The organism is Mycobacterium kansasii ATCC 12478 (genome assembly GCF_000157895.3).
GTDB lineage: Bacteria > Actinomycetota > Actinomycetes > Mycobacteriales > Mycobacteriaceae > Mycobacterium > Mycobacterium kansasii.
Genome location: NC_022663.1, coordinates 5395879 through 5416000, shown reverse-complemented (window position 1 = coordinate 5416000; position 20122 = coordinate 5395879). Strand labels below are relative to the sequence as shown.

General features: G+C 66.0%; 22 protein-coding genes. 8 read left to right on the top strand and 14 right to left on the bottom strand.

Going from position 1 to position 20122, the window contains the following annotated elements:
- The first annotated feature begins 14 nt into the window (after nt 1-14).
- The 3 genes from MKAN_RS23395 (at nt 15) to MKAN_RS23385 (ending at nt 1071) form a co-directional block, all read left to right on the top strand.
- Complete coding sequence (locus tag MKAN_RS23395) at nt 15-272, top strand: ribbon-helix-helix domain-containing protein (RefSeq protein WP_036391998.1); 258 nt, start codon at nt 15-17, stop codon at nt 270-272.
- Complete coding sequence (locus tag MKAN_RS23390) at nt 259-690, top strand: type II toxin-antitoxin system VapC family toxin (RefSeq protein ID WP_023372362.1); 432 nt, start codon at nt 259-261, stop codon at nt 688-690. Before MKAN_RS23395 ends, MKAN_RS23390 begins: the two co-directional genes overlap by 14 nt.
- 126 nt (nt 691-816) lie before the next feature.
- A complete protein-coding gene (locus MKAN_RS23385; RefSeq protein WP_023372361.1) occupies nt 817-1071 on the top strand; it encodes a DUF2631 domain-containing protein in 255 nt (84 codons plus the stop codon).
- Here MKAN_RS23385 and MKAN_RS23380 read toward each other — a convergent pair.
- The 7 genes from MKAN_RS23380 to MKAN_RS23350 form a co-directional block, all read right to left on the bottom strand.
- Nucleotides 1064-1930, bottom strand: a complete 867-nt coding sequence (locus MKAN_RS23380; RefSeq protein WP_023372360.1) for a cytochrome c biogenesis CcdA family protein — start codon at nt 1928-1930, stop codon at nt 1064-1066. The two genes, MKAN_RS23385 and MKAN_RS23380, sit on opposite strands and share 8 nt — an antisense overlap.
- A 4-nt stretch (nt 1931-1934) precedes the next feature.
- Complete coding sequence (gene dsbE, locus MKAN_RS23375; RefSeq protein ID WP_023372359.1) at nt 1935-2456, bottom strand: disulfide bond-forming protein DsbE; 522 nt, start codon at nt 2454-2456, stop codon at nt 1935-1937.
- Nucleotides 2457-2696: 240 nt separating this feature from the next.
- Entirely contained in the window at nt 2697-3791 is a 1095-nt protein-coding gene (rlmN, locus tag MKAN_RS23370; RefSeq protein WP_023372358.1) for a dual-specificity RNA methyltransferase RlmN, read from the bottom strand.
- A 41-nt stretch (nt 3792-3832) separates the two neighbouring features.
- The gene (locus MKAN_RS23365; RefSeq protein ID WP_023372357.1) at nt 3833-4729 is read right to left on the bottom strand and encodes a phosphatidate cytidylyltransferase; all 897 of its coding nucleotides are present in this window, start codon (nt 4727-4729) and stop codon (nt 3833-3835) included.
- A gap of 31 nt (nt 4730-4760) precedes the next feature.
- A complete protein-coding gene (gene frr, locus MKAN_RS23360) occupies nt 4761-5318 on the bottom strand; it encodes a ribosome recycling factor (protein WP_023372356.1) in 558 nt (185 codons plus the stop codon).
- Between the two features lie 30 nt (nt 5319-5348).
- Nucleotides 5349-6155 carry a UMP kinase gene (gene pyrH, locus MKAN_RS23355; protein WP_023372355.1) on the bottom strand — a complete coding sequence of 269 codons (807 nt, stop codon included), beginning with the start codon at nt 6153-6155 and terminating at the stop codon, nt 5349-5351.
- Between the two features lie 177 nt (nt 6156-6332).
- Nucleotides 6333-7844: an FAD-dependent oxidoreductase gene (locus tag MKAN_RS23350; protein ID WP_023372354.1), complete on the bottom strand. Its 1512-nt coding sequence runs from the start codon at nt 7842-7844 to the stop codon at nt 6333-6335.
- Nucleotides 7845-8241: 397 nt separating this feature from the next.
- On the opposite strand from MKAN_RS23350, the gene MKAN_RS23345 reads away from it, so the two are divergent.
- Nucleotides 8242-8970 carry a winged helix-turn-helix domain-containing protein gene (locus tag MKAN_RS23345; RefSeq protein WP_036391333.1) on the top strand — a complete coding sequence of 243 codons (729 nt, stop codon included), beginning with the start codon at nt 8242-8244 and terminating at the stop codon, nt 8968-8970.
- Between the two features lies 1 nt (nt 8971).
- Here the strand turns inward: MKAN_RS23345 and MKAN_RS23340 are convergent, their stop codons facing one another.
- Both MKAN_RS23340 and MKAN_RS23335 read right to left on the bottom strand, forming a co-directional pair.
- Nucleotides 8972-9907, bottom strand: a complete 936-nt coding sequence (locus MKAN_RS23340) for a lysophospholipid acyltransferase family protein (protein WP_023372351.1) — start codon at nt 9905-9907, stop codon at nt 8972-8974.
- 110 nt (nt 9908-10017) lie between these two features.
- Nucleotides 10018-10479: an MPT63 family protein gene (locus MKAN_RS23335; RefSeq protein WP_172836705.1), complete on the bottom strand. Its 462-nt coding sequence runs from the start codon at nt 10477-10479 to the stop codon at nt 10018-10020.
- A gap of 345 nt (nt 10480-10824) precedes the next feature.
- On the opposite strand from MKAN_RS23335, the gene MKAN_RS29995 reads away from it, so the two are divergent.
- From MKAN_RS29995 to MKAN_RS23320, 4 genes are all read left to right on the top strand, one after another.
- Nucleotides 10825-11031, top strand: coding sequence for a hypothetical protein (locus MKAN_RS29995; protein ID WP_080674140.1), 207 nt, complete (start codon nt 10825-10827; stop codon nt 11029-11031).
- A gap of 54 nt (nt 11032-11085) precedes the next feature.
- Nucleotides 11086-11925 (top strand): SDR family oxidoreductase, encoded by an 840-nt coding sequence (locus tag MKAN_RS23330; protein WP_023372349.1) that lies wholly within the window; start codon nt 11086-11088, stop codon nt 11923-11925.
- Between the two features lie 98 nt (nt 11926-12023).
- Nucleotides 12024-13094: a hypothetical protein gene (locus MKAN_RS23325; RefSeq protein WP_023372348.1), complete on the top strand. Its 1071-nt coding sequence runs from the start codon at nt 12024-12026 to the stop codon at nt 13092-13094.
- A 7-nt stretch (nt 13095-13101) separates the two neighbouring features.
- Nucleotides 13102-13440: a hypothetical protein gene (locus tag MKAN_RS23320; RefSeq protein WP_023372347.1), complete on the top strand. Its 339-nt coding sequence runs from the start codon at nt 13102-13104 to the stop codon at nt 13438-13440.
- On the opposite strand, the gene MKAN_RS23315 is transcribed toward MKAN_RS23320, so the two are convergent.
- The 5 genes from MKAN_RS23315 to MKAN_RS23295 form a co-directional block, all read right to left on the bottom strand.
- Nucleotides 13406-13759, bottom strand: a complete 354-nt coding sequence (locus MKAN_RS23315) for a hypothetical protein (RefSeq protein ID WP_023372346.1) — start codon at nt 13757-13759, stop codon at nt 13406-13408. The genes MKAN_RS23320 and MKAN_RS23315 overlap by 35 nt on opposite strands.
- A 1-nt stretch (nt 13760) precedes the next feature.
- Nucleotides 13761-15251, bottom strand: coding sequence for a molybdopterin-dependent oxidoreductase (locus MKAN_RS23310; RefSeq protein ID WP_023372345.1), 1491 nt, complete (start codon nt 15249-15251; stop codon nt 13761-13763).
- A 23-nt stretch (nt 15252-15274) separates the two neighbouring features.
- On the bottom strand, nt 15275-15775 hold the full coding sequence (locus MKAN_RS23305) for a hypothetical protein (RefSeq protein WP_036391990.1): 501 nt from the start codon (nt 15773-15775) through the stop codon (nt 15275-15277).
- Nucleotides 15776-16010: 235 nt separating this feature from the next.
- Nucleotides 16011-17798 carry an Hsp70 family protein gene (locus MKAN_RS23300; protein WP_023372343.1) on the bottom strand — a complete coding sequence of 596 codons (1788 nt, stop codon included), beginning with the start codon at nt 17796-17798 and terminating at the stop codon, nt 16011-16013.
- A gap of 820 nt (nt 17799-18618) precedes the next feature.
- Entirely contained in the window at nt 18619-19797 is a 1179-nt protein-coding gene (locus MKAN_RS23295) for a phosphatidylserine decarboxylase (protein ID WP_023372341.1), read from the bottom strand.
- Between the last annotated feature and the right edge of the window lie 325 nt (nt 19798-20122).

Sequence of the window (20122 nt, the reverse complement as noted above, 5' to 3'; positions counted from 1 at the left end):
GCTAAGATGCCATGGTGCGCACGACGATCCGGATCGACGACGAGCTCTACCGCGAGGTGAAGGCACGGGCCGCTCGATCCGGGCGTACCGTGGCCGCGGTTCTCGAAGATGCGGTGCGATGCGGTCTCAATCCGCCCGGGCAGTCGGCGGCCGGGCGTTATCGAGTCCAGCCGATTGGCAGCGGCGGGCTTAGACCCGGCGTGGATCTGTCGTCGAACGCCGCGGTCGCAGAGGCGATGGACGAGGGCGTGCCGGTCGATGCATTGCGTTGACGTCAACGTTCTCGTCAACGCCCATCGAGCCGACCTGCGAGAACACCCGAACTACCGAGATGTACTCGAGCGGCTGGCCAACGGCGACGAGCCGCTCGGTCTGCCGGACAGCGTGCTCGCCGGCTTCGTCCGGGTGGTGACCAACCGCCGCATCTTCGTCGAACCGACCAGCCAGCCCGACGCATGGCAGGCGGTGGATGCCTTGCTCGCGGCACCCGCCGCGATACGGCTCAAGCCCGGCGAGCGGCACTGGACGCTGTTTCGGCAGCTCGCCGCCGATATCGATGCGAGTGGCAACGACATCGCGGACGCGTATCTGGCCGCCTACGCCCTGGAGAACAACGCGACCTGGGTGAGCGCAGACCGCGGTTTCGCCCGCTTTGGCCGGCTGCGCTGGCGTCATCCGCTGGATATGTGAGCGACCATGTGCAGGTGGCTACGGTTGGTCGCTCGGCAGGCGACTCCACGCTGATCCGGCGTGTGTCAAAATGTCGGAAACCGCCGATCCGATGCCAGAAGCCAGACCCGAACCGGAGGAGTTGCCGTGGCAAGTACCGAGGTGGAGCAGTACACCGGCGTTGACCCCGCCGAGGTGCCGTCCGCGAAGTGGGGCTGGAGCAGGATCAACCACCGCACCTGGCACATCGTCGGGTTGGGCATATTCGTATTCCTGCTGGCGATGCTGCGCGGCAACCACGTCGGCCACGTCGAGGACTGGTTCCTGATCGGGTTTGCCGCACTGGTGCTCGTTGTGCTGGTGCGCGACTTGTGGGGCCGCCGGCGCGGCTGGCTCAGGTAGAACGCCGCGCCCGGCGATACCACGCACCGGCAAGCCCGCCGAGCGTCAACATGGCCAATGCCGCGACCCACGGCCAGGCGCCGTGTTCGTGTACCCAACCGGCGAGGACGCCCTGGACGCGGCCGGCGGCGGTGATCACCCCGTCGCGTGGGTTCACCCCAGCACCTGAGAACAGGCGCAGCTCGGAGAGGCCGTAGTAACTCACGTACAGTCCGGTCAGTACCAGTAGCGCGCCGCTGATCCGGTTGACCAACGGCAGGATCCGCCGGATGCGCTCGGCCAGAGCCGAACTCGCGGCCGCGACGCCAACGGCAAGCACTCCCACGACCAGGGTGAGACCCGCAACGTAAGCCAGGTAGATTGCGATGCTGCCCACGATCGAACCACCCCGGAACCCGGCCCCGGTGACCGCCAGGAACGGGCCGATGGTGCACGACAGCGAGGCCGTCGCATAGCTGACGCCGTAGCCGTATGTGGATCCCAGCCGGGCCGTGGGTGCCCATCGCGGGCCGAACCGCCGGGGCGTCAACGCCGTCGACTCGCGACCCCCCAGCAGCCAAACCCCCAGGGCGACAAGGAAAATCCCGATCAGAACCGTCGCGTACGGTAAGTAACGCTGCACCGTCGTGGCGGCCGAGATGGTCAGGGCACCGAACAAGCCGAACACCGTTGTGAAGCCGAGCGCCATTCCCACGGTGGCCGCCAGCGCTCGTACGAGCGCTGGCAATCCCCCACGTTCTGCGGGATGCAGCCCGCGCACCACCAAGAACAAGTAGGCGGGCAACATGGCGAACCCACACGGGTTCAGCGCGGCCACCAGCCCAGCGGCGAAGGCCAGACCGACCAGACCCTGGTCCATGACGTCAGGACGCCAGCTCGGCCACCCGGCCGGAGAGCTCTTGCTCGGACATGGCCGACGTCGGGTTGTTGACGAAGGTCGACGAGCCATCCGCGCGGTAGAACACCCACGCCGGCTGCCAGGGAACGTTGTAGCGAGCCCAGATCGAACCGTCGGCGTCGTTGAGGTTCGTGAAGTTCAGCCCGTACTTGGTGACGAAGCCCTGCATCGCGCCGACGTCGGAATGCGCCGCAATGCCGACGAAAGTGACATTTGGATTGACGGCCGCCACGTGGCTGACGCCGGGCGCCTCGGCGTTGCAGAACGGGCACCAGGGCGTCCAGAACCACAACACGGCCGGCTTGCCCTGCAGGCTGGCCCCGTTGAACGGTGCGCCGCTGAGCGTGGTTGCGGTGAAATTCAGACGATCATCGGCAGCCATCGCGCGCGGCGCACCGGTAACGCCGAGCAACAGGACAACCACAAACGCGACGGCCACAAAGCCCGCGGCGAATGCTCTGGTCGGGGACGGTAGACGAAGAATCATGGCAGACCTCGTATTCGGACGTAGGTGCCCTGATCACGTATTACCCCGTGCCGCGGTTCATCACGCTCACCCGCCTCCGGCGGCCAGCTGTCCGCAGGCCCGGTCCGATGCACCCGCGCTCCAGCTACCCGCCTCCGGCGGCCAGCTGTCCGCAGGCCCGGTCCGATGCACCCGCGCTCCAGCTACCCGCCTCCGGCGGCCAGCTGTCCGCAGGCCCGGTCCGATGCACCCGCGCTCCAGCTACCCGCCTCCGGCGGCCAGCTGTCCGCAGGCGGCGCTGATCTCGCGGCCGCGAGTGTCGCGGACGGTACACGAAACCCCTTGCGCACGAACATGCTTGACGAAGTCACGCTCCACCGGCTTGGGGCTGGCATCCCAGTCACTACCCGGTGTCGGGTTCAGCGGGATGAGGTTGACGTGGACCAGTGGCCCCAGCGCGCGATGCAGCCGCCGGCCCAGCAGGTCGGCCCGCCACCGTTGGTCGTTGACGCCACGAATCAATGCATATTCCACGGACACCCGGCGGCCGGTCACCTCGGCGTAGTAGCGCGCGGCATCGAGGGCCTCGTCGACTTTCCAACGGTTGTTCACCGGGACCAGCGTGTCACGCAGCTCGTCGTCGGGCGCATGCAACGACAGCGCCAACGTCACGCCGAGCCGTTCATCGGCGAGCTTGCGGATCGCCGGGGCCAGACCCACCGTCGACACCGTCACCGAGCGGGCCGAGATGCCGAAACCACACGGCGGCGGCTCGGTGATGCGCCGCACGGCGGCCACCACCCGCGAATAGTTGGCCAGCGGCTCTCCCATGCCCATGAAGACCACGTTGGACAGCCGATCACCGAAGTCGTCCCGCATGGCCGCGGCGGCGGCACGCACCTGTTCGACGATCTCTGCCGTCGACAGATTGCGGGTCAGACCGCCCTGGCCGGTAGCACAGAACGGACAGGCCATGCCGCAACCGGCCTGCGACGAGATGCACACCGTATTGCGTTGCGGGTAGCGCATCAGCACCGACTCGACGGTGGCCCCATCGACGGCCCGCCACAACGTCTTTCGAGTCTGCCCGGCGTCACAGGTGACCTCGCGCACCGCGGTCAGCAGGGTCGGGAACATCGCCGCGGCGATCACGTCGCGAACGGCCGCAGGCAGGTCGCTCATCTGGCGCGGGTCGGCGATCAGGCGACCGAAGTAATGGTGCGCGAGTTGCTTGGCCCGAAACGCCGGCAGGCCCAGTTCGGCGACAGCGGACGCGCGGCCGGCCGCGTCAAGATCGGCGAGGTGCCGCGGTGGCATGCCGCGGCGCGGCGCCTCGAACATCAGCTCACCGACCATGATGGTGTCCAGTATCGACCTGCCGGGCAAGCTAGGGCAGCTTAGGGCAGCAGCGTCAGCACTATCCAGGCCGCCACCGCGGACGGCAGAACGCCGTCGAGCCGGTCCATCAGGCCGCCATGGCCCGGCAGCAGCCGCCCCATGTCTTTGATCCCGAGGTCGCGCTTCACTTGCGACTCCACCAGGTCGCCCAGGGTCGTGGTCAGCACGAAAAGTACGCCCAGCAGCGCCCCCACCCACGGTGTCTTGCCGGCCAGGTACGTCGCGGTAATGGTGGTCGCGGTGACACCGCAGACCATCGAACCGGCGAATCCCTCCCACGATTTCTTCGGGCTGATCGTTGGAACCATCGGATGCTTGCCGAACAACACCCCCACCGCATAACCACCGACGTCGGAGGCGATGACCGCGATCATCATGGCAAACACCCAGCCGGCGCCGTGGTAGACCAGCAGCGCAGCGAAGGAGCCGAACAGCACCACCCACGCGGCCAGAAAGATGGTGGCCGACGTGTCACGCAGGTAGTTCCCCGGCGCAGCCCGCTCGGCGCCGCCGTCCGACCGCTTGTCCTGCATGAACAGCCGCCAGATCATGCAGACCACGACCATGGCGCCGAAGCCCGCCAGCACGCCTCGAGCGCCGTAGGGCCAGCTCAGCCAGATTGTCACCTGCCCGCCGACCAGCAACGGGATCACCGGGATCAGATACCCGGCTTCACGTAGTCGCCGCACCACCTCATGGCTGGCGACGGCCATGGCCAGCGCGCAGATTGCGACCCAGCCGCGCGGAGCGAGCAACAGCGTCGCCACGAGGACCGCGCCGATGCCCGAGCCCACCGCGATGGCCGCGGGCAGGTCGCGTCCGGCCCGGGAGGTCTTCTTCGGCCCGTGCGGCGGGTCGTCGGCCGGGGTGCCGGTGCTGGCATCGGTGGTTGCCACGGATCTGTACGGACTTGGCTGCTGAGCGGTCCTAGACCTCCAGCAGCTCGCCTTCTTTGTGTTTCACCAGTTCATCGATCTGGGCGACGTAGTGGTGGGTAGTCTTGTCGAGGTCCTTTTCCGCGCGGCCGACCTCGTCCTCGCCGGCCTCGCCGTCCTTGCGGATGCGGTGCAGTTCTTCCATCGCTTTGCGACGGATATTGCGTACCGAGACCCGGGCTTCCTCGCCCTTGTGCTTGGCCTGCTTGACCAGCTCCCGCCGGCGCTCCTCGGTGAGCTGCGGTATCGCCACGCGGATCAGGGTGCCGTCGTTGGTGGGGTTGACTCCGAGGTCGGAGTTGCGAATCGCGGTCTCGATGGCGTGCAGCTGGTTGGCTTCATACGGCTTGATGACGACCAGCCGTGCCTCGGGAACGTTGATGCTGGCCAGCTGGGTGATTGGGGTATTGGTGCCGTAATAGTCGATGACGATCCGGGAGAACATACCCGGGTTGGCGCGCCCGGTCCGGATGGTTGACAGGTCGTCACGGGCGACCGATACGGCCTTCTCCATTTTCTCTTCGGCATCGAAGAGAGCATCATCGATCATCGCGTCTTCCCCTTAGGTGGTGACCAGCGTTCAGGTGGTGACCAGCGTTCCGATCTTCTCACCAGCGACCGCACGGGCAATATTCCCATCGACCAGCAAGTTGAACACCAGAATCGGCATGCCATTGTCCATACACAAGCTGAATGCGGTGGTATCGGCAACTCGCAACCCCCGGTCGATTACCTCCCGGTGACTGATCACGGTCAGTAGTTCGGCCGCAGGATTCTCGCGTGGATCCTCGGCGAACACACCGTCGACCGCCTTGGCCATCAAGACCACGTCCGCGCCGATCTCCAGCGCCCGTTGCGCTGCCGTGGTGTCGGTGGAGAAGTAGGGCAGCCCCATGCCGGCGCCGAAGATCACCACCCGCCCCTTCTCCAGGTGACGCACCGCCCGCAACGGCAGATAGGGCTCGGCCACCTGGCCCATGGTGATCGCCGTCTGGACTCGGGTGACGATGCCTTCCTTCTCCAGAAAGTCTTGCAGCGCAAGGCTGTTCATGACGGTACCGAGCATGCCCATGTAGTCCGAACGGGTGCGTTCCATACCGCGCTGCTGCAGCTGCGCGCCACGGAAGAAATTGCCGCCACCGATCACGACGGCGACCTGCACCCCACCGCGCACCACCTCGGCGATCTGCCGAGCGACTTGGGCCACCACGTCGGGATCCAGTCCCACCTGGCCGCCGCCGAACATTTCGCCGCCGAGCTTCAGCAGCACCCGCTTATACCTCGACGGTGGGTGCGGAACTGCCGAAGCCGGTACGCCGTTGGTGGTTGTCGCCTCCGGCCGGGGAGCCGTCGAGCCGGCGACGTCAGTTTCCGGGGACTCCGCCATAAGACTCCTCGCATGACAGTGCCATCCCGGCGACCACGCGGGACGGCATCTGACATCCTGCCTCATCGCGGTGCCGCGGGGTAGCCGGGGTGGTTCACCTCGCCGGCGGACGGCCGCCGACGCCGGAGCCCGGACCTCGGTGGCCGGTGCGAGTTCCAGAACCCGCCTAAGACTCGCCTAAGACGAGGCGTTCAGGCCCCGGCTGGCGGGCCCCTCCAGCAGCGCGCCGTCCGGCGCAAACCGCGACCCGTGTAACGGGCATTCCCAGGCTTGAGTGGCCTCGTTCCAGTTCACGATCCCGCCGAGGTGTGGGCAGACCGGCGAAACCCGATGCTCGACGCCGTCGACCGCACACCTCGCCTGCAGGTGCCACGGTGGCCCGGTGACCACACCAGCGTCGCCGTCACCATTGGCGTCGATGCCATCGGATCGCCGGACGGCCGGCGCCAGCCAGCCTTTGGCCAGGTGATAAGCGACCTCGAGGTTGGCGGTGAGAGCCGTGGTGACCCCGCTCAATTCATGCGGACTCCACGCCGCGAACGCACGCGCCCAGTCCATCCGTCCGCCGAGAATGCGCGAACTGAGCAGCAACGCCGCGGCCACTCCGTTGGTCAGTCCCCACTTGTTGAATCCTGAAGCAACGAGCACCTTTTCATCACCCGGCAGGATGGGCCCGACATACGGCAGCTGGTCGACGGGCGTGTAGTCCTGAGCCGACCAGCGATGCGTCGCCACCGCGCCCGGGTAGTGGCGTCGTGCCCATGACATCAGCTCGTCGAGTTCGGCGATGGGACTCTTTCGCCCGACGACATGGCTGGCTCCGGCCACGATCAGCCGCTCACCGTCGCCGAACGGCGCGTAGCGTACGGATCTGGTCGGCGAGCCGGCCGAGATGAACATCGACCGGGTGATGGGGCCGGGGACGTCGAAAGCCGTGCAATAGGACCTGTTGGGTTTGAGCCGGGCGAAGAATCCGCCGCGGTCGAAGACGGGCATGCCGGTGGCCAGGATGCAGTGTCCCGCGTCGACGTCGGCGTCGCCGTCGCTCGTCCGCACCGCCAGGCGGACGCGGCCCCGGTGGTGCGACAACCTGCGCACCCGGGCCCCTTCCACAAGAAGGCCGCCACGGTCGGTCAGCTCCCGGATGAAGCTGTCCAGCAACGGCATCGGGTCGATCTGCGCCTGATCGGACAGCCGCACTCCCCCGTGGTACGGGAACGGCACGTCGGCCTCGTCGGCCCACTGCGCGCCGACTCCGGCCCGGTCGCAGGCGGCCAGGACGGCGCGCGCCGACGCCACTTCGTCGGGGCTTTGGGCATAGGTGTAGTCGTCTTCGCGCTGTACCGGAAGCTGGTTGGCGGCGCAATGCCGCAGCAGCCAGTCCTGGCCCTCCCGATTGCCGCGCACATAGTCGGCGGCCAGCCGGTCGCCGTGGCGAGCGACGATCTTCGACAGCGTGGTTCCCTGCAGCAGGCTGAGCTTTCCGGTGGTGTTGCCGGTGGTCACCGCGCCCGCGGTGCGGGCTTCCAGCACCAGCACCTCCTTGCCGGCGCGGGCCAACAGCACCGCGCTGACCAGCCCGGTGATACCGGCGCCGACGACCACCACGTCGGCCGATGTCAGCTGGCCGTTCAGCCGATCGGATTGCTGCCGGAGCCGATTGCGGCCGGCCAGCCATAGCGATGTCATTGGTCCCTAATTGCCCGCTGCGAGCAAACCCAAACGATGTCGGTGATCACACCGCTGCAGCACACAGCCGCGGCAGTTTCCGTCGGCACCCGATTGCCGATGTTTGACCAGCCGGTGCGGCGGGGAATCCGGCGCGCAGATCGAAACGCAGCCGCGCAGCGCCGGCAGGCCGACCCATAGCTTGAGGGTCCATAGCTTGAGGGAAGGGTGGACCCGGCCCGGGATACGGGCCGGGTTCATCGAGTGCGCCGAATCTCAACCGAACCGGTGGCGCTGACAGCCCGGGAATAATTTTCTTCCCAGCGGGTATTCAGGGCTTCGCTGTGAGACATCTCCCCGGGAGGTGCCTACGGATAGAGGGTGGCGGGACCGTCGCGAAGGGGTTGGGAGACGTCTGTTGGAAGTGCTGCTGATCAGCAACGAAGCCGACTTCCCCTCGGTATTGCCGAGATTGGAATCATTCGCGCGCTCGGTGCGGCGTGCCCCGCTGGACGACCACCACGCATGGCAGCTCGACGGCGCCGACGTCGCGATGATCGATGCGCGCACCGATCTGGCTGCGGCTCGCCGGGCATGCCGGCGGCTGACGGCCGACGTGCCCGCACTTGCGGTGGTCGCCGTTGTCGCGCTAGCCGATTTCATCGAGGTTGACGTCGACTGGCATTTCGACGATGTGCTGCTGGAGGCGGCCGACGCGGCCGAGCTGCGGGCGCGGTTGCGGCTGGCGATCACCCGCCGGCGCCACGCGCTGGAGGGCACCCTCGAATTCGGCGACCTGGTGCTGCACCCCGACAGTTATACGGCGTCGCTGGGCGGCAAAAACCTGGGCCTGACCGCCACGGAATTCAAGTTGCTTGCGTTTCTCGTGCAGCACGCCGGTCGGGCGTTCACCCGGACGCGGCTGATGCATGAAGTGTGGGGATATGACTGCGCCGGTCAGGTCCGTACCGTAGACGTCCACGTGCGACGGCTACGCGCCAAGCTCGGAGCCGAGTATGCAGCGCTGGTGGAAACCGTGCGCAGCGTGGGCTACCGGGCGGCGACGCCACCACAACCCCGGTGGATTGTCCGCGAGCCGGAGGTGAGTCCCGTGGCTACGGCGGCCCGGGACTCCGTCGCGCAGTAGTTCAGCCGAACAGCGGCAGGGCGCGCTTGCGTGTCAGGGCGTCCATGCCGCGCTGAATGGTGTCCTCGACTTCGCGGTACTTGCTGTCGACATAGGCGTCGTCGTCGGCGCGGGCGGGGTCGTGGTCCAAGTCGACCGCGGGCATGAACCGGGTCCGGATTTTGGCGGGCAATGGCAGCTGCGGAAGCGCCGCCGGTGCAATACCCCACGGCAGTGAGATCGCCAGCGGGAAGACCTTCAGCCGCAACAGCCGATCGAGCTGTAAGGCCCGGGATAGGCGGTCGCCGCGAATCAGCACCGGCATGGCGTCGGCGCCGCCGACCGTCGCGATCGGCACGATCGGCACCCCGGCCAGAATCGCCATTTTCACGAAGCCTTTCCGCCCGGCGAGGTTTGCCCGGTCACGCTCGGTCCAGGGCCGCAGCGAATCCACCTCACCGCCGGGCCACAACGCCACGTCACGCCCCTCGGCCAATGCCGTCGCGATGGCATCCGGGGCCGCCGGAAGGACCCCCATCGACCGGAAATATCGCCCGATTCCCGGAATCGCCATCAGCGCGTCGTGCGCGGTGCCGTGCAACGGGCGCTCCGGTCCGAACCGTCGCCACCATTGCAGACCCACGGTCCACGCGTCCCAGACGAACGGAGCCCCCGAGTGAATGCCGACCAGCAGCACCGGCGGCTCGGGAATGTTGTCCCAGCCGTCAATCTCCATCCGGAACCAATAGTCGACAAGCAAGTTCCACACAAACTTATGGCGGTGCAGAGTGGTCTCGTCCTGGCCGTCGAGATCCCATTTGCCGGCCCGTTTGGCTACCCAGCCGCTGAGACCACCATCCTGCTTGTCCCGCTTGTCCCCCATCGTCGCCCGCGCTTGATCGGCGTGGCGCCGCGCCTGTTGGCGGACTTCTTCGGGCCTGAGATCGCTAGCACTCATGGCGACGGGGTACCCGATTGAATCGGCGCCGATGCAGGCCGGCCAATTCGATTGGTAACGAGACCTCCCCGCGTCGACATTGACGCGGGGAGGTCGATGACAAGCAGCGGTTAGACGTTGCTGGTCCAGATGAGGACGTCTTGCACTCCGTCGTTGTAGACCACGCCGTTGGGCGGCTGGCCGGTCACGTCGAAGTAAATCAATCCGCTACGTTGGTCACCCTGATTGATCGGCGCCGGATTCAGCCCGTTGGGCACCGGCACCGTGTCGATCACCCGGTAGTTCTGACCGCTGGCGGAGCGGGCGTTGAAGTCAGAGACCACCGGGGTCACGACTCCGCTGACGGATTTGGCGGTGACCTCGGCCTGGTAGAGCTTTCCGTGCGGGGTGTAACCCGGAATGGTCACGTTGCTCGGCTGCAGATTGGCAACCGTGTAGGAGGTGACCATCGGCCCGTCTACCAGCTGTTCGGCGGTACCGAAGCTCTCGATGGTCGGAGGTGCCGCCGTCGCCGTCGCCGCGCCGAAGACACCCGCTGCCGCGATCGCCGCGGCACCGATACTCGTTTTCATCACCGTCGTTGTGAACTTCACGCTTATCCCCTCTCGTTCGTGTCGTTCAAAGCAGTTGTTCCCTTATTCGGGGCCCTAACCACTCCCAACGAATAACCCCGCCGTCGAAGGCCCAAACCGGGTCATCTGACAAGTTGCCTTGATCGGCGGGTCTACCTGCACGGACCATCGGGTTGACTTTTGCTCGACAACATCATTGGCAACAGTCATTAACATTCATTAACAGCGGTATCAGGTGCCACTGCACCGACCGCATTCCGCCGGAAGACGAAATGGTTGATTAGCCCGTGGTGGCCACGGGTAGCCCGTCTGCAGCAGGGGCCGCTCACGAACGGGGAGCCTGCTATGGAACGTGGGAACGCCAAGCACAGCCCGCGCGACGACGATGAGCTCAAGCATGAGCTGAGTGGCACCCTGCAGGGAAATCGATCCAGCAGGAGGGAAGAATGGCGCGATCCGGAGCCACCGGCTGACGACGATCCTGACGTGCCCACGGCCGGCCCGGGAACGCCGGAGATCCTGAACTGCTGGCACTGCTCACCAGTCAGTTGAACATTTGCGGCGCTTGACAATTGGTCAGCATGAATTACCGGAAAGGAAGTTGCCATGAGCTTTGCGGCACAGCAACAAAGCGTGCCCGGAGTGCAGGGCCGGATGAATCCTGTTCCCGACTGCGGCGAGAATAGCTATCGCGGTTCGGGAAAACTCACCGGTAAGCGCGCGGTCATTACCGGCGGGGACAGCGGCATCGGCCGGGCGGTGGCGATCGCGTATGCGCGAGAAGGCGCCGATGTGCTCGTCTCTTACCTCAACGAGCACGACGACGCGCGCGAGGTCGCACGCTACATCGAAGAGGCCGGCCGACGCTGCGTCCTGGTTCCGGGTGATCTCGCCGATCCGGCGCACTGCCGCGCGGTGATCGACCGCGCCGTCGAGGAATTCGGCGGCATCGACATCCTGGTCAATAATGCCGCCTACCAGATGATGCATGAAAGCCTCGGCGAGATCAGCGACGAGGAGTGGGACTACACCTTTCGGCTCAATGTCGGCGCATACTTTCATCTCGCCAAGGCGGCATTGCCGTACCTGGGCCCCGGGTCCTCGATCATCGGCAGTTCCTCGGTCAACTCCGATACGCCCAACCCCACGCTGGCGCCCTACGCCGCAACCAAGGCAGCCATTGCCAATTTCTCGGCAAGTCTCGCTCAACTGCTCGGCGCCAAAGGGATTCGGGTCAACAGCGTGGCGCCCGGTCCGATATGGACACCGCTGATCCCGGCCACGATGCCCGCCGACAGCGTGGAGTCCTTCGGGGACAACGTGCCGCTGGGCCGCGCCGGCCAACCCGCCGAACTAGCGCCGATCTACGTCCTGCTGGCATCCGATGACGCGAGTTATATTTCGGGCGCCCGGGTGGCCGTCACCGGAGGCCGGCCGATTCTGTAACCGCTCTCACCGGAGCCGTCGATCGTTTCCCGAAGCGACACGTGTAGCCGGACGGTTGCGGGGGTACTGCCCTTGGGGCGGTGGTGAAAGGACGGCGAGTGATCGTGGCCATCGGTACTTCTCACCAGCGGCGGTGGCGTTGGTCTGGTGCATCTGGCGCATTAGCCGCCGGACTGGTGGCAGCCGCCGGGTGTTCCGCTCCCGGGGCCACGCTGGAGAGCGCGCCGGCGGTGGAGCTGACCGCGATCGGCGCCTCGGTGCGTGATCCCGTCTGGTCGTATCGCGACCGCTCACTGCTGGGACTCACCGACGATCACCGGCTCGCCAAGATCACGGTCACCGGTTCGCCCACCGCCGACACGCGCTTCTCGGAACCGATGGACGTCGGGCGCAACCTGCAGATCAGCCAGAAGGACGATCGACACGTCTTCGTGCCACAGCCGCTGCGTGACCGGGTGACTGTCGTCGACATCGAGAGCCTGCAACGCGTCGACGAGTTCGACGCCGGGCCGGCGCCGGCTTATCTCACCGAAGATGCCGGAATGCGGGTGTTGCTGGCGCTGTCGGCGGACGGGTCTTCGGTGACGCCGGTGGATCAATACGGCTTTCGAAAATTACCGAGCGCCAATATCTCCGCAGCACCCGCAGACACCATCGACGGCGCCAACCGCGGACGCCAGATCGAGTACCACCTCTACGGACCATCCGGAATTCGCTACTACAAAGGACCGTCGTCGCCTCCGGAAGAACGCGGCTCGTTGCACATGGATGTGGCCGTGTCGGCAGGGGACGGAACGGCCGTGACGCGCAGCTACGTCGCCGGGCGCAATGACAGCGTGCTATACGCGGTCGATTCGCGGCGCGGCGGGCACGGCATGGAAGTGCTTGGCTGCGCGCAACTCTCGGCGCCGATTCGCTACCTGGGCACTGACGAAACCCGCATCTACGCCGCCACCGACCGCGACGTGGTGGTGCTGCAAACGGAGAGCTTCACCGGTTACTCGGACGGGATCATCCCGGTGCTCCGCACGATCGACTATCGGGCAGCTCTTCCGGGCGGTCCGCTCGCCACGGCGCCGCTATCCGGGATGGCGATCGGGCCGAAGCGGGTGTATCTCACCCTGCGCGGTCAGCCGTATCTGGTCAGCGTGGCCAAACCGCACCTCTAGGACAGCCATGGCAACGAGTACAGCAGCAGACACACCCCAACCGCTCGGTGTCGACGATGACCTCGAACTGCTCACCGGGCAGATCGAGGCGCTCAAAGAACTCGGCCGCTGCGACGAGGTCGACGACGGCCAGACCTACGACTTCAGCATCCGGTGGGGGGCGGCGCTCGCCGGACGACTGCGCCGGCTGGTGCATTACAGCTGCCTGGGGATGTTGGGCGAGGCTGACGAACGCCGCTTCCAATCGGTGTGTGACGAACTGCGCTCGGTGTCGGATCTGATCGAGAGGTTCGATCTGGCCCGGCCCCGGTTCACCGACACCCCGAGCCACCCCAGGTGGCGCTAGCCTGTGCCGCCCGGGCGTGGCCGGCGATGGCGCCGATGTCCGAAACTCCTTGGTAGTCGGTCAGGAATTCCTTGGCCGCCAATATAATTCCGGTGCGCGGCTTGGGGCAGTCAGGGTTGCGACACGTCAACGCCACCATGAAGGCGTCGTCGTCTTCATCGAGGAACAGGAAGCCCAGATACAGCGCATGCCCGACCTCGAAATCCTTGCCGCCGCATGCCGCACAATGCCCGCCTTTGACCGCCACCAGCTCTGACACTTGTTGTCGCTCGGTACTTTTCAGGTTGATCAGCTCCGGCCGTACCGCGATGTCGGTCATGTCAGATCTCCACATCCTTGTCGTAGTGGACGTTGTCCTCGCGCCAGCCGCCCAGGCCGTGACCGATGCCGGAGTAGTCGTCGATGAACTCGATCTGGTTGATCCACTTCGCCATTTTGAAGCCCACCTGCGTCTCCACCCGCAGCCGCAACGGCGCTCCGTGCTTGATGGGCAGCGGCTTGCCGTTCATCTCGTAGGCCAGCAGCGTCTGCGGCTTGTACGCCAGCTCGAGCTCCAGCACCTCGTAGAACTGCCCTACCCCGTCTGCACTGGGCTCGTCGCGGCCGTTGTCCTGCATGGTCAGAAAGCAGATGTATTTCGCCTGCGGCAGCGGCCGCACATGCTCGGCGAGCGAAGCCAGCGGCAGCCCGCTCCACTCACCGATGCTCGTCCAACCCTGGACACAGTTGTGCATAACCCGCTGCGAATGCCGGTCGGCCAGCGCCCGCAACCCGTCCAGATCCAGGGTGACGGGGTGCTCCACCAAGCCGCCGACCCGCAATCGCCAGTCGACGAAGTTGTGCACCGCCATCACCTTGTATTCGGTGCTCGCCGGCGGTTTGCCGTTGACCCGGTGTTCCTTGGAGATCATTCGCTGCGGGTAGTTCTGGCGCGAATTCAACGGACGCAGCAAGGTCTTACGGGCTCCGGTGACGATGGCGCCAAGGACACGACGGACCTGAACGGGCCGGCGCAGACTCCACACCGTCGCCGCGACGTGGACCGCGACGATGGCCGCAATAATCACCAACGACCATGTGGTGGCCCAGTTGGTGTTACGAATGGAACCGAAGATCATCAGCGCGGTCAACTCGCCCCAGCCCCAGAAGAACACCATCGACAGGTGGATGACGATGAAGACCAGGAACGCCACCAGCCCCAGGAAGTGCAGGCTGCGCGCCCATTGCCGGCCTCCCCACATCCGCACGTACCACGGAAATGCCGCCTCGATGGCCGGCGACTGCGCGGCACCGGTCAGGATCTGAAACGGCGCCAAGAAGAAGATGACGGCGGCGTAAGTCAGCTTCTGGATGGCGTCGTCGGGTCCGCCGGGTAGCAGCGGCGGCAGGTTGAAGCTCAGGTAGGTGACGATGTCGTTGTAGGCCTCGTGGAAGATCGACCACGAATAGGGCCAGTACCGGTGCCACTGGCCGGTGGTGAACAGCAGGATGTAGTACGACAGTCCGACGAGAATCCACCCGATGACCGAGAAGAAGTGCCAATGACGTCCCATGCCCAACTTTTTGTGGCCGGGCAACGCGATAAGTGAGCTGTAGTCCTCCTCTTCGTCGAGAGTGTCGTACAGCTTGTTGATCGGCATCTCCTTGGTGGTGAAGCGCGCCCACTCGGTACCCGGTTTGCTGTCGTCGTGCCAGTACAACTTGGGGTGAGTGGACAGGATCTCGATGCCGCTGCGGATCACCAAGGTCAGGAACAACACGTTGAGCCAATGCTCGATGCGCAGCCACGCCGGGAAGTCGAGGACGGTCATAGTCTGCGTCATTCCTGCCCGATTCAGTCGTGCCAGTTCTGCCGCCGCGGATAAGCCACGTTGATGCCCGACAGGACCGTCGCATGGACGGCGACGAAGCCCGCGGCGAACGCCGCCGCAAGCGTTCCGGGCGCCAGGTCCCAGCGGCCGGTCAGCGCGACCAGCCCGGGCAGACTGGCGAACCGGCTACCCAGATAGATAAGTAGGAAGACCCCGCTGAGGAAGCTGCCGAAATACCAACCAGCTTGCGGCACAATCGGTTTGAGCGCCAACGCCATGGCGGCGGCCGCGATCAGGCAGCCCGCGATCAGCACCGCGGCGTAGATCACGAAGTACAGCGGCAAGCCCGGCTGGGTGGCCAGCAGGTAGACGTGCACCCCTACCAGGCCGATCAGCAGTGATCCGGCTAACCCGGTCACCGTCCGCGGCAGATCGAACGCGACGTAGCCGTTCAGCGTCAGCACCGGCGATGACCACAGTCGCTGCCACGCCTTGAGCCACCGTCGCCCGAGCAGACCAGCCACCGCTGCTAAGTACCCCGCCGAATCGGGCCGCAAACCGGTGGTTTCCGGCATGGCATCCGACCGGGCGGGAGTCCCAGCGGATCCACGCCGGTCGTTGGCTGAAGACGAAGGCTTCGGCAACTGCGCCGTGGTCCGGCCTATGCGCTGGGCGCAGGCGGGGACCGAATCCCATTGGTGGGCCATTCGGTTCATCGACCTCGAGCCGAACCACCCGCCGATCATCTGGCGCACGGGGTCAGGGGTTCAATGGCGGTCTGACGGGCACCAGTGTCGTCGTCATCGGCGGTGGGACCGGTGCCAGGCTCTTGCTCGCGGGTGGGTATGGGGTCGTCGAATACGTGTTGGCCGGATTGGTGGTCGTCGGGTAGGCCGGGGGGGTGGGATATGTGGTCGCCAGGTGGGTCGTCGGCACCGGCGGCTGTGTCGTCGCCACGGTGGTTGCCGGCGGCGTCGTCACCGACTCGGTCGATTCGATAGTCGACGGAGTGACCGAGCCCGTGTTCGAGGCCGGTGGAGGTGCCGGCACCAGCTGGGACGACTCGACGGGCGGCGTGATGACCCGGGTGTTGTTGACGGGTTTGCTCTTTGCGGCACCGAACTTCACGGCCAGGACAGCGGCTATCACCAGTGCAACGGCCGCCGCACCGGTCACGCTGATGAGCACCGACGATCGCCCGTACCAATGCGTGCGTTGGGACGCATCGTCGGAATGGGCGTCGGGCCGTTCAGTGTCGGCTGTCACGCCGGCACCCGCATCGCCGTAGTCGACGCCGGGTACTGCAGGGTCGCCCGCGGCGGCTTCCTGCGACCAGGCCAGCGCGCGGTACGTCGCCGATTGGTCCCCGTCGACGGACGCTTCGCCCGCGGCCGCGCGGCTCGCCCCGACGGCCCATGCCGACGGAACCACTTCAGTAGGCGCGAGCGCCGCGGCGTCGCCTTCCGTTTCGGCGGCGGCCGTCCCGACCGCCGCGTAGCCAACCGCGCCCTGAGGAGGCGGCCCAACGGCTGAAGACCTCATCTGGGCCAGGACGGCGGCCCCGATGGCCGCGTTCAACCTGGGTTGCGCCGTGGTGACAATCGGCACCTGCAGCCGCTCCGAGAGCCGACTGGTGATCAACGGGATGCTGGCGCCCCCACCGACTGTCGCGATGGCGGCCAGCCTGCCCTGTGGAATCTGGTTGCGTTGCAACACTTCCTCGACGCACGAGATGAATAGTTGCAGCGGGCCGGAGATAAGGTCCTCGAACTCGGCGCGGGTCAGGCGGACATCCTCGCCGATACCGGGAAGCTCAGCCGGGATGACCGCGACCGTCGCGGCCGACAGTTGTTCCTTGGCACTTCGGCACTGGGCCAGCCGTCGGCTCAGCGGCGCCAGCGGTGCGGTGCCGTCGGCGTCGCCAGCCGCCACTGCCAGATGCCGCAAGATCATCTGGTCAAGCTGGTTTCCCGTGAAGTCGGTGTACCGCTGGGTCGGGGCGATTTGGCGAAAGTTCGACGCCGCATCGGTCAAGGTGACGCTGCTGCCGCTGGCGCCGAAGTCACACAGCACCACGATGCCGTCGGTGGGAAAGCCCGGTTTGGCGTACAGCGCCGCCAGCGCGGCGGCGGCGTCACCGATCAATGCCGGTTGCACCGCGCCTGGCGCTAAATCAGGATGGCCCCGCAACGCCTCGCGCAGCGCGCCGACCTGACGCTCGCCCCAATGCGCGGGAACCGCGATGGCAACCGGCGCCCCGTAACCGACGGTGCCTGCTATCGCATCGAGCGCTCCGGCAGCAATAGCCGCGCCGGAGTGGGCCGATCCGTCGGCCGCTATCAACGGCTCGTTGTCTGCGACCCGCTCGACGAATCCGCTCAGCGCAAGCCCGGGCCCGGCCGCATTAGGGTTTTCCTCCGGCGTGCCCACCTCGGGTGCGCGCTGGTTGAACAGTGTCAGCACCGAGCTGCGGGTCACCGGGGCGCTGCCCGTTCGCGCGGCGACGAGGTTTGCCACCCCGACCGACAAGCCGAGCGGCTCGGTCATCTCCCCCTGCATCCTTTCTGTCGGGACCACCGGCCGGCCCCTCCCCACCGTTGCCACCTGCACCACGAGCGCCCGTCGCGGTAATCCGTCTCACCGCGTCGTCGATGGACACCATGGCCGGGCAGCCGAATGATTTCGCGAGCCAACGGACGACGGGACGCGCTAATCGCCAACCGGTGTGTGGTGCACCGCGTAGGGGGTACCGCACCGACGACCGAATGAAACGGACTTTGGTCATTTGATTGCAGACTGCCGGCAGGGGTGACCGTTATGGCTGGGCCGACTGGTGCTGTCGAGAGCTGTTCGTTGCCTCGCCCTGCCGGGACCGAATTCGGCCGATCTGCGGAAGCTGCCGATGCGGGCGCCTTTTCACGTTCGGCGGCGATTTGTCCCTGCGATCCATGGTCGCTTCAGTAGGCTCGCGTGCGCGGCGACTTCGAGCCGGTCGACGCGCTGACCCTAACCGGCCGGCGGCTCATTTCGCCGATGATGCGGTACCGCGTGACGGCGTAGCGCGCCTGCCATCGACGCGGTCCAGACTCCTGCCGGGGAGGATGTCGAGCTCCTCCCCGGTGGGCCCAAGCATGTCCGATGGGGGCCGGAACCGGGTTGCCTGGTTTCTGCCGCGTGGCCGTGACGTATATGACGTATATGTCGCGCAAGCGCGGCGAGGACCGCGGGTGCTGCTCAACAGCCCGGCATATCCGCAGCGTCGAACGACCCCACGGGGCTGGGTGTTACCGGCCGCCATGCCGGCTACCTGCGCGATCCGCAGGGCGGCAACAATTTTCGGCATGACCTAGACGGTCTCCGGCAGTGGTCAGGCAGAGCGCAGCCGGCAGCGCGCCACGGGTGTGCCGACGAGCCGAAACTCCGTGCTGGTGTCGATCTCGCGGGCCGCGCCTTCCTGAAACAAGACGACGATGTCGGAGCCGCCGAACTGGAAGTAGCCGAATTCCTCTCCCTTGGCCATATGCTTGCCCGCCACCGAGGTGAGCACCACCGACGAGACATGCGCCATTCCCACCGGGATGACCGCGACAATGCCGATGTTGCCGCAATCGGATTCGGCGGTGTCGACGGTGACTACTCCGCGTGTCTGGGAGAACTCATATCCGCTGGCGGCACTGTCGCTGGACTGCAATTCGTGATTCTCGATGCCCACCTGCATGAACACTTTGCCGTTGATCCGGAACGATTCCTTGACCACACCTGCCACCGGCAGGTGGTACCGGTGGTAGGCGTGCGCCGGAAGCATGTAATGCACGAAGGTGCCGCGGGCGAAGCTTTCGCTGTAGGCGCTGCCTTCCAAGAGTTGCTTGATGTTGCCGTACTTGCGGTTCTTCACCGTCGTGGCCGGCATGTTGGAGTCGGCGTCGATCTCGTAGGCGTGCTGATAACGACAATCGGCCGGCGAGGTGGCGACCACATTGCTGGCCGGCTCGGCGATAGGCCGTAGCCCGCCGTTGATTTCGCGCGCGATGAACTGGTTGGCCGTCAGCCAGCCGCTAGGCGCGTTCGGAACACCGTCCACCAGAGATTCCTCGATGCGGTATTCCGGCGCGTTGTCGATGAACGACTGCAACACTTGCCGACTGAATGACTCCGGCGTATCAAGGAAATTGCCCCACTGCCGGGCGAACTCGGTCATCCAGTCCCGGAACGCCTCGGAGTCCTGTGGCGCCTTGCCGTCGGCCTTTTGGTCGACCAGGAAGTAGAAATGCCCCATCCGGTCGCTGACCTCCTGGGCCTGGCGCTGCCCATTCTTCCAGGCATCGGCATCCGATTGCTGCGGAACCCATCTGAGGTAGCGCTTCAGATAGTCCTGGTACTCACCGATATCGGTGGGCCAGTCCAGCGCCGCGAACAGTTGCGGATTCAGCTCTGCCGCTGCCCATTTCCGCGCCTTGACCAAAGATTGCTCGAGCAGGCCGGCAAGGTCTCGCTCCGTGTCGAGGATGTCCCGCAGTTTCTTGATGATGGGTTCGGGTTCGCTCATCCGGCTTTCCTTAATCTGGCGGCCGACACAGTCCAGCGCGGCGGCGCTGGCAAAACCGGCTGGCGACGCAGCGTCACTGGCGGCGGCCGGTTAACGGTCGTCGTTCACGGGTACTGACCTCCTAGAGGTACCCCGAAGCCGGCGGGGTAATCCCATGGATACTTCGTCGTCGAGACCGCTCGCCGGTCGCCCAAGCGAATCGGAGGACCGGGTGGCCCGCTGGACCGACTCCGTGAACGGTTGTCGGCCAAGATGATTCGCGCCTCAACCCACGTCGGGTTCGGTAATCGGCCGCATCGGACTGACGAACACCGCAGCGACGGAC

What these genes read in the sequence shown, in the direction of transcription:
- MKAN_RS23295 (WP_023372341.1), bottom strand. Translation starts at nt 19,797, where the DNA reads ATGAGCGAACCCGAACCCATCATCAAGAAACTGCGGGACATCCTCGAC.
- MKAN_RS23320 (WP_023372347.1), top strand. Translation starts at nt 13,102, where the DNA reads ATGGCAACGAGTACAGCAGCAGACACACCCCAACCGCTCGGTGTCGAC.
- MKAN_RS23350 (WP_023372354.1), bottom strand. Translation starts at nt 7,844, where the DNA reads ATGACATCGCTATGGCTGGCCGGCCGCAATCGGCTCCGGCAGCAATCC.
- MKAN_RS29995 (WP_080674140.1), top strand. Translation starts at nt 10,825, where the DNA reads ATGGAACGTGGGAACGCCAAGCACAGCCCGCGCGACGACGATGAGCTC.
- MKAN_RS23340 (WP_023372351.1), bottom strand. Translation starts at nt 9,907, where the DNA reads ATGAGTGCTAGCGATCTCAGGCCCGAAGAAGTCCGCCAACAGGCGCGG.
- MKAN_RS23315 (WP_023372346.1), bottom strand. Translation starts at nt 13,759, where the DNA reads ATGACCGACATCGCGGTACGGCCGGAGCTGATCAACCTGAAAAGTACC.
- MKAN_RS23380 (WP_023372360.1), bottom strand. Translation starts at nt 1,930, where the DNA reads ATGGACCAGGGTCTGGTCGGTCTGGCCTTCGCCGCTGGGCTGGTGGCC.
- MKAN_RS23310 (WP_023372345.1), bottom strand. Translation starts at nt 15,251, where the DNA reads ATGACCGTCCTCGACTTCCCGGCGTGGCTGCGCATCGAGCATTGGCTC.
- dsbE (WP_023372359.1), bottom strand. Translation starts at nt 2,456, where the DNA reads ATGATTCTTCGTCTACCGTCCCCGACCAGAGCATTCGCCGCGGGCTTT.
- MKAN_RS23390 (WP_023372362.1), top strand. Translation starts at nt 259, where the DNA reads ATGCATTGCGTTGACGTCAACGTTCTCGTCAACGCCCATCGAGCCGAC.
- rlmN (WP_023372358.1), bottom strand. Translation starts at nt 3,791, where the DNA reads ATGGTCGGTGAGCTGATGTTCGAGGCGCCGCGCCGCGGCATGCCACCG.
- frr (WP_023372356.1), bottom strand. Translation starts at nt 5,318, where the DNA reads ATGATCGATGATGCTCTCTTCGATGCCGAAGAGAAAATGGAGAAGGCC.
- MKAN_RS23335 (WP_172836705.1), bottom strand. Translation starts at nt 10,479, where the DNA reads ATGAAAACGAGTATCGGTGCCGCGGCGATCGCGGCAGCGGGTGTCTTC.
- MKAN_RS23300 (WP_023372343.1), bottom strand. Translation starts at nt 17,798, where the DNA reads ATGACCGAGCCGCTCGGCTTGTCGGTCGGGGTGGCAAACCTCGTCGCC.
- pyrH (WP_023372355.1), bottom strand. Translation starts at nt 6,155, where the DNA reads ATGGCGGAGTCCCCGGAAACTGACGTCGCCGGCTCGACGGCTCCCCGG.
- MKAN_RS23330 (WP_023372349.1), top strand. Translation starts at nt 11,086, where the DNA reads ATGAGCTTTGCGGCACAGCAACAAAGCGTGCCCGGAGTGCAGGGCCGG.